Origin of the sequence: Streptomyces sp. MAR4 CNX-425, from assembly GCF_048656465.1 — a bacterium.
Taxonomy (GTDB): Bacteria; Actinomycetota; Actinomycetes; order Streptomycetales; family Streptomycetaceae; genus Streptomyces.
Genome location: NZ_JBMDLF010000008.1, coordinates 135813 through 149479, shown reverse-complemented (window position 1 = coordinate 149479; position 13667 = coordinate 135813). Strand labels below are relative to the sequence as shown.

Below are 13667 nucleotides of genomic sequence, written 5' to 3'. Positions count from 1 at the left end.
CCCGGAAGCCATCCGCGGCCCCCGCCGCCCACCCGGAAGGGCGGACGGCGGGGGCCGGTGCCGTACGTCGCCGGACGGAAGGCCGCCCTCGTACCGGGGTGGTCGGGCGATCCCGACCACGCGGCGAGGTGCGGCACCAGGCGTCGTGGCGCGGGCGGTGTGTGCGGATGGGTCCTTACTGCATGACCGCCATGGCCAGCGCGCGCCGGGCGCGCATGTGCGCGCGCTCGGCCCGGCGCTGCATCCGGCGGGCGATGATCAGGCGCATGGCCCTGCGTTCCTCTTCGGCAGCCGCCATCCGGTCCTGATACTGGGCCCGGGCGAGGGCTTCTGGCATGAGTTGCATCTCAAGGTTCCTGTTCTGGCGCTCGTCGTAGGCGCCTGCTTCGTGACGTGCTGCGGGGTAGTCGGTGGACGGGCTCATCGTCGTTTCCTGCTCTGCCGGTTCGTGCGGACGCGGACGGTCGATCGTGCCGTGGGCGTTCATGCCACGACCGGGTTCTTCCGCGGGCGACCACGCGGCCGCTTGCGCGGCACGACGACTCCCTGGACGAACAGCTCGCCGCCCCAGACGCCCCAGGGCTCGCGGCGCTCCTTCGCGCCCGCGAGGCACGCCTCACGCACGGGGCAGGTCTGGCAGAGGGACTTGGCGTACTCGACGTCCGCCGGGGTCTCCGCGAAGAACACTTCGGGGTCGTAGCTCCGGCAGGGCACGAGGTCGCCGAGCGCGTCGATGCGCTCGTCGAGCTCGGTGAGAGCGGTCAGCTGGGTCGTCAAGGGGACCTCCAGGTCGGTGGTGCCGGGCACGGGGTCGGGCGTGGGCCTGTGCGGGGTGTGCACGGGGAGGGACACGGTTCCGTCCTTGCTCGTCGTCTTGATCAACTTTTGCGTTGGGCAAATCAAAAGGGCCGCGGATCCCGATTCGGGTTCCGCGGCCCTGGAAGGTGCCGTCTCGATCTTGTCGATCAAGATGGTTCTTTCCAGGGATCAGGCCCGCGGAAGGCCCGCATGTGCTGCGTCGTGGCCGCGATGCCGCCGGCAAAGGCGCCATTGGCCCACTTCTGCTGGAGGTCGGCACCCGCTGCCGCCGCCGCATAGGCCGGAGCCTGCGGCGCTGCTACCAGGAGTGCCTTGGTCGGTCGCTCGTCACGGACATCGGCACCCAGACCGCCGAGGACACCGGACACACCGGTGGCACGGAGCTGAGCGTCGGAGACCGCGAGCAGGCAGGAGGAGACGACCTCGCGACCGGCGGCAGCACGACTGTCGAGTTTCGTGATGCTGATCATGGTTTCTCCTCCTCTCCGCTCTCGTCGGACCGGCGAGCCGGTCCAAGGTCTCCTAGTACAACACGGAATCACCGGCTCCGTGAAGAGCTGTTCTTCCGTGCCGGAAGGCTATGAGGCTCCCTCCGGGGATCGCAAACCATTTTTCGGGGAAATTTTTTCCGGGACCCGTCAGGGCTCCCCGGCGGCCTCGCCGGAGGGTTCGCGGCCCGCGCAGAGATCCAGGACATCGGCCCCATATCGGTCGAGCTTCCGCCGACCGACGCCCGAAATGACCGACAGCTCCTGCTCGTTGACCGGCATGGCCTCGGCGATGGCGATGAGGGTCTTGTCGGTGAAGACGCAGTACGCGGGTTGCCCCAGCTGCCGGGCCTGGTCCGCGCGCCAGTCGCGCAGGCGCTCGTACAGCCCCTCGTCCATGTCCGACGGGCAGTCCTCGCAGCGCATCAGCTTGATCTCGCCGGCGTCCGTCAGCGTCCGCCCGCAGACCCGGCAGCGCACCGGCCCGCGCCGCCGGCGCCGGGCGCCCGCGCCCCGCTCCGCGCCGCCGCGCTCCACGCCGCCCTGCGACACCGCCCCGGCGCCGCCCCCGCGCCCGGAGCCCGGCCGCAGCCCGGTCAGAAAGCGGCTCGGCCGCCGCCCGGCCCGCCCGCCCGGCGCGCGCGCCAGCGCCCAGGACAGCGACAGGTGCACCCGGGCCCGGGTGACGCCGACGTACAGCAGGCGGCGCTCCTCCTCGACCTGCTCGGGGGTCTTCGCGTACGTGATCGGGAGCATGCCCTCCGTGAGCCCCACCAGGAACACCGCGTCCCACTCCAGGCCCTTCGCGGCGTGCAGTGAGGCGAGGGTCACACCCTCGACCGTCGGCGCGTGCTGCGCCGCGGCGCGCTCGGCCAGCTCGTCGACCAGGTCCCCCAGCGACGCCTCCGGCCGGGCCCGGCCGAAGTCCTCGGCCAGCCGCACCAGCGCGGCCAGCGACTCCCAGCGGTCCCGCGCCGCGCCCGAGCCCGCCGGCGGCTCCGCGGACCAGCCCTTCGTGCCCAGCACGGCCCGCACCTGCGCGGCCAGGTCGCCGTCCCGGGCGGCCTCGGCCAGCAGCGCGTCGTTCCCGCCGGCCCGGGCCGCCCCGCGCAGCGCGACCCCGGCCTCGCGGACCTCGGGCCGCTCGAAGAACCGCTCCGCGCCGCGCAGCTGGTACGGCACGGAGCGGTCGGCGAGGGCCTGCTCGTAGACCTCGGACTGGGCGTTGATCCGGAACAGCACGGCGATGGAGCCGGGCGCCACGCCCGCGTCGATCAGCCGGCGGATGTGCCGGGCGGTGCCCTCGGCCTCCGCGGGCTCGTCCGCGTACTCCGTGAAGACCGGCTCGGGGCCCGGCTCGCGCTGCGCGACCAGCTCCAGCCGGGCGGCGGCGGCCCGGCCGGTGGCCTGGGCCAGCACCCCGTTGGCCAGGTGGACGACCTGGGGGGTGGAGCGGTAGTCCCGGACGAGCTTGACGACCGTGGCGTCCGGGTGCCGGACGCGGAAGTCGAGGAGGTGGTCGGGGGTGGCTCCGGTGAAGGAGTAGATCGTCTGGCTGGCGTCGCCGACGACGCACAGGCTGTCCCGGCCGCCGAGCCACAGGTCCAGCAGCCGCTGCTGGAGCGGGCTGACGTCCTGGTACTCGTCGACGACGAAGTGCTGGTACTGCCGGTGCACCTGCTCGGCGATGTCCGGCCGGTCCTGGAGCACCCCCACGGTGAGCAGCAGCACATCCTCGAAGTCGATGACGCCGCGGTCGCGCTTCAGCTGCTCGTACCCCCGGTAGACGCCGGCGATCTCCGCCGGGTCGCGCGGGGCGTCCCGCCCGGCCTTGGCGAGCACCGCGGCGTAGTCCTCGGGGGCGGTCTGGGTGACCTTCGCCCACTCCAGCTCGCCGGTGACGTCCCGCAGCTCGTTCCGGTCGAGGCGGATACGGGCGCGCGCCGCGGCCTCCGCGACCAGCTGGACCTTGCGCTCCAGCAGCCGCGGCAGCTCGCCGCCGACGGCCCGCGGCCAGAAGTACTGCAGCTGCCGCAGCGCGGCGGAGTGGAACGTCCGCGTCTGCACCCCGGGGGCGCCGAGCTGGCGCAGCCGGCCGCGCATCTCGCCGGCCGCCCGGTTCGTGAACGTCACGGCCAGGACGCTGGCCGGCTGGAGCACGCCGGCCCGCACCCCGTACGCGATCCGGTGCGTGATGGCGCGGGTCTTACCCGTGCCCGCGCCGGCCAGCACGCAGACCGGGCCGCGCAGCGCCGTCGCCACCTCCCGCTGCTCCGGGTCGAGCCCGGCCAGCACCGCGTCCGCCGAGCCCGGGACGGCGGGGAACTCCGTGGTCTCCGTGGGCTCGGTGGACAGGGTGGGCCGGGAGGACTGCGGGGGCTGCGGTGCTGCTGTCACCCCGCCATGCTGCCAGGTCCGCCGGGACCGGTGTGCCGGTTGTCCACAGCCCCCGCGTCCGGCCCCGGCTGTCCACAGGCGGGGCGGGCGGGCCGGCGGGAATGGCGGCGGTCCGGGGTACGTTGACCCTCCGGAACAGAGCGCGCCGCGACCCGGCCGACCCCTGACCCCGACCCCTGAGGAGCGCAGCGACATGGCGGGCACCGTCACGATGTACAGCACCACGTGGTGCGGCTACTGCCGCCGGCTCAAGAGCCAGATGGACCGCGAGGGCATCACCTTCGAGGAGATCAACATCGAGCAGGACCCGGACTCCGCCGCGTACGTCGAGAGCGTGAACAACGGCAACCAGCTGGTGCCCACCGTCGTCGTGGTCCCGAAGCAGGGCGGCGAGTCCGTCGCCATGCCGAACCCGTCGCTGGCCCAGGTCAAGGCCGCCCTCGGCGCCTGACCCGGGGCGCCGGCACCGCGGGGCGGTGCCGGCCGGCAGGACCCGCGGCGGCCGTCAGCCCGGCCGCCGCGGCAGGTCCGAGCCGTACCACAGCTCGATCAGCCGCCCCGCGATCGAGATCCCGAACGGCGGCAGCACCTCGCCCGACTCGTACGCGGCGGCCAGCTCCGCGCGCGAGAACCAGCGCGCCTCGTGCAGCTCCTCGCCGTCCACCTGGATCTCCGCGCCCTTCTCGTCCTCCGCGCGCGCGAGGAAGCCCACCATGAGGCTGGAGGGGAACGGCCACGGCTGGCTGGCCACGTAGTCCACGTCGCCGACCACCACGCCCGCCTCCTCGCGGACCTCCCGCCGCACCGCGTGCTCCAGCGACTCACCGGGCTCGACGAAGCCCGCGAGCGTCGAGAAGCGCCCCTCCGGCCAGTGCAGCTGCCGGCCCAGCAGGATCCGGTCCTCCGGGTCCGTCACGGCCATGATCACGGCGGGATCGGTACGGGGGTAGTGCTCGGCGCCGCACGCCGGGCAGCGGCGGATGTGGCCGGCGGCGGCGATGACCGTACGCTCGCCGCAGCGCGAGCAGAAGCGGTGCAGCCGCTGCCAGCTCTCCAGCGCGACGGCGTGCACCATCAGCCCGGCGTCCCGCTCCGACAGCAGCAGCCCCGCCTCCCGCAGCCCCGCCGCGCGCGCGGTGTCGTCCATGCGGCCGGGCAGCGCGTCCTTCTGCAGCGCGAAGTAGCGCACGCCGTCGGCGTCGGTGCCGAGGAAGTAGCGGTGCTGCTCGGTCGGCGGGGCCTCGAAGGCCGGCGTCGTCACCAGCCGGGTCCCGCCGTCGGGGGTGTCGTCGATGAGCACCTGGCCCTCGCAGACCACGAAGACGCGGGTCGTCGGATGGCTCCAGGCCGCCGCCAGCCACGCCTCGTCGAGGCGGTGGTGGGCGGCGCGGTCGACGCCGCTGTCCGCCGTGAAGGAAACCGGTCGAGAGGCCGCCCGGTCGGTGCCCGTGGTCACTGCTGCTCCCCTTCCGCCGCGCCGCTCACGGCCCCCTCGCACACGTCCCGCGGGCACGCCGAAAGGTCGGCGACGCTGCCGGAGGTGATGCACATGCCCCCGAGCCTAATCCGTCCGGCCGGACAGCAGGGCCTCAAGCTCAGCTCTGCCCGGCAGCGCGGGCGGGCGGACGATCTCCCCGGTGCGTACGAACAGGAAGGCGGCGGTCACCTCGTCGAGGGGAAGCCGCTCCTGCTCGGCCCAGGCGAGGCGGTAGACGGCGAGCTGGAGGGGGTCGGCGCTGCCGCTGCGGCCGGTCTTCCAGTCGACGATCTCGTAGCGGCCGGCGGGGTCGCGGTAGACGGCGTCGATGCGGCCGCGGATCAGGCGGCCGGCGAGGCCGAGCTCGAAGGGGGCCTCCAGGCGGTACGGGGTGCGCCGGGCGTACGGGGACCGCTCGAACGCCTCCTTGAGCGCGGCCAGGTCGCGCTCGTCGGCGATGTCCGGCGCGTCCGGCCCGTCCGGCCCGTCCGCCGCGCCGCCGGGCAGCTCGTCGGGGCCGAGCATGGGCAGCGGCAGCGCCTCGAAGCGGGACTCGACCCAGGCGTGGAACCGCGTCCCGCGGCGCGCGGCGGGCATCGGCGGCCGGGGCATGGGCCGGGCCAGCTCGCGGGTGAACGTCTCGGGGTCGGCGGCGAGGCGGAGGAGCTGGGAGGCGGTGAGGGAGGCGGGCAGGGTGACGTCCCGGACGGGCTGCCGGGCGGCGCGGAGTTCGGCTTCGAGGGCGTCGAGGTCGCGGTCCCAGGACTCGACGACCCGCGCGTCGGCGCCCCCGAGGACGGGCGGCGCCGCCGGCGCCACCGGGGCGCCCGGGGGCGGGACGTCGCCCGTACGCGCCCCGGCCCCGCCCGGCGCCTCCGGCGCGGGCGGGGGGTCCGTCGCGGGCCTGCCCGCGGACTCGCCGGGTGCGCCGGACCGGGCTCCTTCCGGACCGGACGCGCCCTCGGCCGCGAAGCCGTGCTCCGCCGCCGGTGAGAGCGCGGGGTCCGGCCGCGTGCCGCCACCCGGCGCCTCCGGCGCGGGGGCGGACGCGTGGGGCACGGACCCGCCGGACGCGGGCGGCTCGTCGCCGGGCGCAGGCACACCAAGCGCGGACCCACCGGGCGCGGACACACCAGGCACGGGCCCGCCGGCCACGGGCACACCAGGCGCAGGCTCGCCGGGCGCAGGCTCGCCGGGCGCGGACACACCAGGCGCGGGTTCGTCGGGTGCGGGGGGGTCGTTGCCGTCTGCGCCGGGGGTCGGGCCGTCGGCGGTGCCGCCGCCCGCCGTGCGGCGGGCCAGGGCCGCGCGTACCGCCGCCGCCGCCTCGCGGCGGCGGGTCGTCGCCGCCGGGTCCAGCGGCAGCGGCCACGCGCGCTCGGCCGCGTGCTCCGCCAGGGCCGGATTCTCGGCCTCCTTCGGGGGCTCCGGCGCCCACGCCTCGACCTCCCCGCCGCCCCGCTCGCAGTGCTCCCGCAGCGCGTCCAGGAACGCCGAGGGACCGCGTGCCTCCTTCTGCGTCGGCCCCCACCAGTGCCCCGAGCCCAGCAGCAGCGACCGCGGCCGGGTCACCGTGACGTACCCCAGCCGCAGCTCCTCGACCTCCTGGTGCTCCCGCATCGCCGCCTTGAAGTCCTTCAGCCCCCGCGCCGTCCACTCCCCCACGTCCGGCAGCGTCTCCGCGTCCCCCCGCAGCGCGTGCGGCAGCACCTTGCCCTGGGTGACCCACGACTCCCGCGGCTGCCGGCTCGGGAAGTGCTTCTCCACCAGCCCCGGCACCGCCACGACGTCCCACTCCAGCCCCTTGGCCTTGTGCGCCGTGAGCACCTTGACCGTGTCCCGGCCGTCCCCCGGCAGCGAGCTGTCGAGCCCCTTCTCGTACTGCGCCGCCGTCCGCAGGAACCCCAGGAACCCCAGCAGCGTCGCCTCCCCGTCCAGCGCCGCCGACGCCGCGTAGTCCGCGGCGACGTCGAGGAAGCGCGCCAGCGTCTCCCGCCGCCGGGCGGCCAGCGCGTGCGGCGAGGCGGACAGCTCGACCTCCAGGCCGGTGGCGCCCAGGACCCGGTGCAGCACGTCCATCAGCGGGTCCGCCAGCGACCGCCGCAGCTCCCGCAGCTCCGTCGCCAGCCGGGCGAACCGCTTCCGCGCCGCCGCGCTGAACGGCAGCCCGTCGTCGGCCTGCCGGGCCTGGAGGAACGTGTCCAGCGCGTCGGCCAGCGACGCCACCTCCGCCGGGTCGACGCCGTCGACGGCCCGCACCAGCCGCTCGTCCGCGTCCGGCTCGCCGTCCGGGCCCGCCGTGGCCACCAGCAGCCGCGCGCGGCGCCCCAGCAGCGCCAGGTCGCGGGCGCCGATGCGCCACCGGGGGCCGGTCAGGAGGCGTACGAGCGCGGCGTTGGCGGCCGGGTCCTGGAGCACCTCGCACATCGCCACCAGGTCGGCGACCTCCGGCAGGTCCAGCAGCCCGGCGAGCCCCACGACCTCCACGGGGACGTCCCGGGCGACCAGCGCCGCCTGGATCTCGCCGAAGTCGCCGGCGGTACGGCACAGCACGGCGATGTCGCCGGGGGCCGTGCCCGTACGCACCAGGTGCGCCACCGAGTCCGCCAGCCACGCCAGCTCCGCCCCGTACGTCGGCAGCAGCGCGCAGCGCACGGTGCCGTGCCGCTCCGCGCCGGCCGCCGGGCGCAGCGCCTCGACGCCGACGTGCCGTTCGCGCAGGGGGGCGGCGAGGCCGTTGGCGAGGGCGAGGAGGCGGCCGCCGCTGCGCCGGTTCTCGCTGAGCGCCTGGCGGCGCGCGGGTCGGCCGTCGGCGTACGGGAAGTGGACGGGGAAGTCGTCGAGGTTGGCGACGGACGCGCCGCGCCAGCCGTAGATCGCCTGGCAGGGGTCGCCGACGGCGGTCACGGCGTGCCCGGCGCCGCCGCCGGAGCCGCCGAACAGCCCCGCCAGCAGCCGCCGCTGGGCGACGGACGTGTCCTGGTACTCGTCGAGCAGCACCACCCGGCACTCGTCGCGCAGCTGCCGCCCCACCGCCGGGTGGGCCTCGGCGAGCAGCGCGGAGTGGGCGATCTGGTCGCCGAAGTCGAGCAGGTCGCGGCGGCGCTTCTCGCGCCGGTAGTCCCGTACGAGCCGCAGCAGCTCCTGCCGGGCCTGCGCGGCGCGGGGGGCCTTGCGCAGCTCGTCGTTGGTGAGCCGGACCCGGTCCAGGTCGGCGAGCTGCGCGGCGCCGAAGTCGGCGAGCGCGTCCGGGTCCACGAGGTGTTCGGCGAGCTCGGCGTCGAGGGCGAGGAGTTCGGTGACGAGGGCCGGGAGGGACTTCGTCAGCGCCGGGAACGGTCCGGGGGCGGTGCGCAGGACGTGGGCGGCGAGCTGGTAGCGGGTGGCGTCGGCGAGGAGGCGGGCGCCGGGTTCGAGGCCGATGCGTACGCCGTGGTCCTTGAGCAGCTGGCCGGCGAAGGCGTGGTAGGTGGAGATCCGCGGCTCGCCGGGCTCGGCGTCGCCGTCGCCGTACGCGCCGTCCCCGTACGCCGCGCCCGCGGCCCCGTCCGCCGGCGTGACCCCCGCCCGCGCCAGCGCCCGGCGCACCCGCTCCGCCAGCTCCGCCGCCGCCTTGTTCGTGAACGTCAGCCCCAGCACCTGCTCCGGCGCGACCTGGCCGGTGCCGACCAGCCATACCACCCGGGCCGCCATCACCGTCGTCTTGCCGGAGCCCGCCCCGGCCACGATGACCTGCGGTGCGGGCGGCGCGGTGATGCACGCCGTCTGCTCCGCGGTGAAGGGGATCCCGAGGAGCTCCTTGAGCTGATCGGGGTGGGTGAGACGAGCCGGCATCCCAGCGAGCGTAGCGGCGCCCGCCGACAACCGGGGCCGCCCGGCCGTCGACGGGCGCGGGGGACGGGGGATGCGCTACGGGGCGTACGCGCCCGGTGGCGGCCCGGTCCCCGGCCGGCGTCAGCCGCCCAGCTCGTTGAGGTTCACCGCGTCGGCCGGGGCCTCGACGTTCACCTTCTCGTTGAACTTCGAGAACTCGGCCGAGCCCGGCTCGTCCCCGCCCTCGGTCTTCAGGCTGAGGATGTACGCCTCGCCCTCCGTGGCGATGTTCACCGTGGTGGTCTCGCCGTCCTCCTTCGAGATCAGCTCGATGGTCGGGGTGCCCCGCACCTCGCCCTCGTCGCCCTTCTCGGTGTTCTCCTTCTTGTCGCCCTTGTCCTCGTCCAGGCCCTTGAGGAGCGCGTCGAGGTCGCAGAAGGACGCGAAGTCGTCCTGCCCGCTGCCCGCCTCCACCCAGCGGTCGCCCACCGTCGCCTCGATGAGCTGCGCCTGCTCCGGGCTGCCGACGCTCTGCTCCCAGAACTTCGTGTCCGGCTTCATGTACGTCGTGCCGTCGACGCGCCGGACCTCCGCGTTGGCGCCGTCCATGCCGAGCGTGCCCGTACACTCGCCGCTCTTGGTCAGTGACATGCTCGCGGAGATCTTCTGGCTGCCCGTCTGCTCGAAGTCCAGCTTCATCGACTTGGCGGAGCGCATGGCGTCCACCGTCTCCTCCTGGATCTCCTCGGCCGACTTGCTCGCGAGGCCGTCCTCCTCGCTGCCGCAGGCCGACAGGACCGTCACACCCAGGGCTGAGACCAGGACCCCCGCCACCACGCTCTTCCGCACGTTCATTCCTTACTCGATGTTTACGCCTGACTGATTGGTCATACGACCACATTCGAGTCCGCCTGTCACACCGGGTCTCACTCTCCGGGCACCCCCGCGACCTCACTCCACGACGTGCCGCCCCTCCGGGCGGGCGCTGCACGAGCTGCGGAAAGCGCACTGCGCGCAGTGGTCGCCGGGCGTCGGCCCGAAGCGCTCGTCCAGCACCCGGGCGGCGGCGGTCGCCAGCAGCCGCGGCACCCAGTCGCCCTCCGGCGGCGGCTGCCGCTGCACCTTCGGCAGCGCGTCGCCGCCCTCCCGGACGGGCGCGCCGATACGCAGGTGGACCAGCTCCGCGCCGCCCGGAACGGTACGCTCCGCGCCGGCCGCGCCCTCGGCCACCGCCGCCTGGTACACGGCCAGTTGGGCGTGCTCGGCCACCTCCGGGCCGGTCGGCCGGGACTTGCCGGTCTTGAAGTCGACGACGTACGCCCGGCCTTCGTCGTCCTCCTCGACGCGGTCCATGGTGCCCTTGATCTGCACCTCGTACGTCCCGGCCTTCAGCGTGACGTCGAAGTCCCGCTCGCTGGCCACCGGCCGGCGGCCCCGCTCCAGCACGTGCCAGCGCAGAAAGCGCTCCAGGGCGGCGCGGGCATGGCCCTTCTCCTGCGCGGACTTCCACGGCGCGTCGAAGGCGAGCCCGTCCCAGACCCCGTCCAGGCGCTCCATGAGCGCGTCGAGGTCGGCGGGGGTGCGCCCGGAGGCGACCTCGTCGGCGAGGGCGTGGACGACGAGGCCGAAGCCCTGGGCGGCGGAGGCCGGTTCACCGGCGCGCACCTCGCGGCCGAGGAACCACTGGAGCGCGCACGTGTCCACCAACTGCCCCACGGCGCTGCCCGACAGCGCGACGGGCAGGTCGCGGTCGCGCAGCGGGACCGTGTTCTCGGTCGGGTCGTCCAGCCCCCACCAGCGCTCCGGGTCCGCGGCCGGCGCCAGCGGGCGGCCGTCGTCCGCCGGCGCCGCCAGCCGGGCCAGCCGCTCGGCGGCGGCGGCGCGCAGGGCGTCGGACGCCTCGGGGTCGACGGTCGTCGCGCGCAGCTCGGCGACCATCGCGGCGACGGACAGCGGGCGGCGGGGGCGGCCGGTGACGTCCTTCGGGTCGACACCCAGCTCGCCGAGGAACCGCGACGGCTGGTCGCCGTCCTCCGCCGGCGCCTTCACCGCCGTGACGACGAGCCGTTCGCGGGCGCGGGTGGCGGCGACGTAGAAGAGCCGGCGCTCCTCGGCGAGGATCGCGCCGGGCGGCAGCGGCTCGGCGAGGCCGTCGCGCCCGATGCGGTCGGCCTCCAGCAGGGAGCCGCGGCGGCGCAGATCGGGCCAGAGCCCCTCCTGGACCTGGGCGACGACGACGAGCCGCCACTCCAGGCCCTTCGCGCGGTGCGCCGTCATGAGGCGTACGGCGTCGGGACCGGCCGGGCCGCCGGGGGCCGCGTCGGCGCGGCGGGTGAGGAGGTCGGCCGCGATGTCCTGCGCCTCCAGCTCCGCCAGGAAGTTCAGCGCGCCGCGGCCGCCGGTGCGGTCCTCGGCGCGGGCGGCGGCCTCGAAGAGGGCGCACACGGCGTCGAGATCGCGGTCGGCGTTGCGCCCGGCGGGGCCGCCGCGGGCGGCAGCCCGCTGGAGGCGGTCGGGCCAGGGGGTGTGGTGCCAGAGCTCCCACAGGGCGGCTTCCGCGGTGCCGCCGCGGGTGAGGGTGTCGCGGGCGGTGCGGAGGAGGCGGCCGAGGCGGAGGGCGCCGGCGGCGTAGGCGCGGTCGTGGGCGACGAGGCGTTCGGGCTCGGCGAGGGCCTCGGCGAGGAGCACGTCGGAGGGGCGGGGGACCGCGCGCCCGGCGCCGCGCTCCTCCTCGCGGAGGGCGCGGCCGAGGCGGCGCAGGTCGGCGGCGTCCATGCCGCCGAGGGGGGAGGAGAGGAGGGTGAGGGCGGTGTCGGGGGTGATCCAGGGGTCGGGCGCGGGGTTGGTGCCGGGGTCGGGGTTGGAGTCGGGGGCGGGCGCGGGGTCGGTGTCGGGGTCGGGGTCGGTGCCGGGTGCGGAGGCGCTTGGCGGCTGCTCGCCGCCGGGTGCGGGGGCGCTGTCGCGCTCCTTCGGGTTCGTCCCCGGGTCGGGTGCCGCGGCTTCCGTCGCGCCGGTCGGCGGCGCCTCCGGCGCCGGGTCTCCCACCCGCCCACCCGTTGCCGGCGTACGCCCGGTTGCCGCACCGTCACCCGGGACCGCCGCGTCCCCGCGCGCCCCGGTACCCGTCCCCGGGTCGGGTGCCGCGCCCTCCGTCGCGCCGGTCACCGTCACCCGCCCGCCCGGCAGGGCACCCGTGGCGGCGACCCGCAGCGCCGTCAGCAGCGGCTGCGCCGCCGGTTCGTGACGCAGCGGCAGGTCGTCGCCCGTGATGTGCAGCGGCACTCCCGCCGACGTCAGGGCGCGGCGCACCGACGGGATCGTGCGGGCGCCCGCGCGGACCAGGACCGCCATCTCGCGCCAGGGCACGCCGTCTTCGAGGTGCGCGCGGCGCAGGATGTCCGCGACGTTGTCCAGTTCGCCGCTGGCCGTCGGGTACGTGTACGCCTCCACCCGGCCCCCCGCGCGCGGCGACGCCAGCGCCCGGTGGGCCCGTACCGCCGCCGACGGCAGCCGCGGCAGCGGCATCCGGCGGGTCAGCAGCCGCGTCGCCGCCAGCAGCTTCGCGCCGGAGCGCCGCGACGTGCCCAGGACCGCGACCGGCGCGGGCCGGCCGTCGCGCCGGGGGAAGACCTCCGGGAATGTCAGGATCCCGCCGACGTCCGCCCCGCGGAACGCGTAGATCGACTGGTCCGGGTCGCCGAAGGCGACCAGCGTCCGGCCGCCGCCCGCCAGCGCCCGCAGCAGCCGCACCTGCGCCGCGTCGGTGTCCTGGTATTCGTCGACGAACACCGCGTCGTACCGGCCCGCCAGCTCCGCCGCCACCCGCTCGGTCTCGGCGAGGAGCACCGCCCGGTGCACCAGCTCCGCGTAGTCCAGCACGCCCTGCATGTCGAGCACGTCCAGGTACTCCGCCAGGAACTCCCCCGCCGCCGCCCAGTCCGGCCGCCCGGCCGCCGCCGCGAACCTCTCCAGCGCCGCCGCCCCCAGCCCCAGCTCCCGGCTGCGCGCCAGCACCGCCCGCACCTCGTCCGCGAACCCGCGCGTCGTCAGGCCCGCCCGCAGCTCGCCCGGCCAGGACACCCGGGCCCGTTCGCCGTCCTCCTCGTGGCCGGCGAGCAGTTCCCGTACGACGACGTCCTGCTCCGGCCCGGACAGCAGCCGCAGCGGCTCGACGAACATCTCCGCGTCCTGGTGCGCCCGCACCAGCGCGTAGCAGTACGAGTGGAACGTGCTCGCCTGCGGCGTCCGGGCGCCCGCGCCGGCCAGCCGGGCGGCCATCCGGTCGCGCAGCTCCACCGCCGCCCGGCGGCTGAACGTCAGTACGAGGATCCGCTCGGGGTCCGTGCCGCGCCTGACCCGCTCGGTGACCGCCTCCACCAGGGTGGTGGTCTTGCCCGTGCCCGGCCCGGCGAGGACGAGCAGCGGTCCGTCGCCGTGGTCAACCACCGCGCGCTGCCGCGCGTCCGGCACAGGAGGGGCCGGCCGCACGGGCGGGGTGCGGACGAGCCGGTAGGCCGGGGAGGAGACGGACGCAGTGCTCACATTTATCGCCGGGGTAAGAGGTCGGACAGCCGGGGGAGGTCGGGCGGCCCGGAGGGGCCGCGGTTCGGGAGCCGGTTGCCGAACCGTACTCCGTACGGGCGGCGGCCCGGGCCGTTTGGTGCCCGGTGTCG

The 13667-nt window shown here is 76.0% G+C and carries 9 protein-coding genes; 1 reads left to right on the top strand and 8 read right to left on the bottom strand.

Annotated elements, in window-relative coordinates:
• Positions 1–175 precede the first annotated feature (175 nt).
• The 4 genes from ACHZ99_RS22555 to ACHZ99_RS22540 all read right to left on the bottom strand — a co-directional run bounded on the left by ACHZ99_RS22555 (position 176) and on the right by ACHZ99_RS22540 (position 3602).
• On the bottom strand, positions 176–487 hold the full coding sequence (locus ACHZ99_RS22555; RefSeq protein WP_420306517.1) for a hypothetical protein: 312 nt from the start codon (positions 485–487) through the stop codon (positions 176–178).
• Positions 484–807 carry a WhiB family transcriptional regulator gene (locus ACHZ99_RS22550; RefSeq protein WP_276314995.1) on the bottom strand — a complete coding sequence of 108 codons (324 nt, stop codon included), beginning with the start codon at positions 805–807 and terminating at the stop codon, positions 484–486. The genes ACHZ99_RS22555 and ACHZ99_RS22550 overlap by 4 nt, the downstream gene beginning before the upstream one ends.
• 158 nt (positions 808–965) lie before the next feature.
• The gene (locus ACHZ99_RS22545) at positions 966–1289 is read right to left on the bottom strand and encodes a hypothetical protein (RefSeq protein WP_420306516.1); all 324 of its coding nucleotides are present in this window, start codon (positions 1287–1289) and stop codon (positions 966–968) included.
• Between the two features lie 168 nt (positions 1290–1457).
• Positions 1458–3602 (bottom strand): ATP-dependent DNA helicase UvrD2, encoded by a 2145-nt coding sequence (locus ACHZ99_RS22540; protein WP_420306717.1) that lies wholly within the window; start codon positions 3600–3602, stop codon positions 1458–1460.
• A gap of 295 nt (positions 3603–3897) precedes the next feature.
• Between ACHZ99_RS22540 and ACHZ99_RS22535 the strand changes: the two genes are divergently transcribed.
• Positions 3898–4155, top strand: coding sequence for a mycoredoxin (locus tag ACHZ99_RS22535; RefSeq protein WP_420306515.1), 258 nt, complete (start codon positions 3898–3900; stop codon positions 4153–4155).
• Between the two features lie 54 nt (positions 4156–4209).
• Here ACHZ99_RS22535 and nudC read toward each other — a convergent pair whose 3' ends face one another.
• The 4 genes from nudC to ACHZ99_RS22515 all read right to left on the bottom strand — a co-directional run bounded on the left by nudC (position 4210) and on the right by ACHZ99_RS22515 (position 13536).
• Complete coding sequence (nudC, locus tag ACHZ99_RS22530) at positions 4210–5160, bottom strand: NAD(+) diphosphatase (RefSeq protein ID WP_420306514.1); 951 nt, start codon at positions 5158–5160, stop codon at positions 4210–4212.
• A gap of 105 nt (positions 5161–5265) precedes the next feature.
• A complete protein-coding gene (locus tag ACHZ99_RS22525; protein WP_420306513.1) occupies positions 5266–9015 on the bottom strand; it encodes a UvrD-helicase domain-containing protein in 3750 nt (1249 codons plus the stop codon).
• 120 nt (positions 9016–9135) lie between these two features.
• Entirely contained in the window at positions 9136–9849 is a 714-nt protein-coding gene (locus ACHZ99_RS22520) for a hypothetical protein (protein WP_420306512.1), read from the bottom strand.
• Between the two features lie 96 nt (positions 9850–9945).
• A complete protein-coding gene (locus ACHZ99_RS22515; protein WP_420306511.1) occupies positions 9946–13536 on the bottom strand; it encodes a UvrD-helicase domain-containing protein in 3591 nt (1196 codons plus the stop codon).
• Positions 13537–13667 lie beyond the last annotated feature (131 nt).

What these genes read in the sequence shown, in the direction of transcription:
- ACHZ99_RS22555 (WP_420306517.1), bottom strand. Translation starts at nt 487, where the DNA reads ATGAACGCCCACGGCACGATCGACCGTCCGCGTCCGCACGAACCGGCA.
- ACHZ99_RS22545 (WP_420306516.1), bottom strand. Translation starts at nt 1,289, where the DNA reads ATGATCAGCATCACGAAACTCGACAGTCGTGCTGCCGCCGGTCGCGAG.
- ACHZ99_RS22535 (WP_420306515.1), top strand. Translation starts at nt 3,898, where the DNA reads ATGGCGGGCACCGTCACGATGTACAGCACCACGTGGTGCGGCTACTGC.
- ACHZ99_RS22525 (WP_420306513.1), bottom strand. Translation starts at nt 9,015, where the DNA reads ATGCCGGCTCGTCTCACCCACCCCGATCAGCTCAAGGAGCTCCTCGGG.
- ACHZ99_RS22520 (WP_420306512.1), bottom strand. Translation starts at nt 9,849, where the DNA reads ATGAACGTGCGGAAGAGCGTGGTGGCGGGGGTCCTGGTCTCAGCCCTG.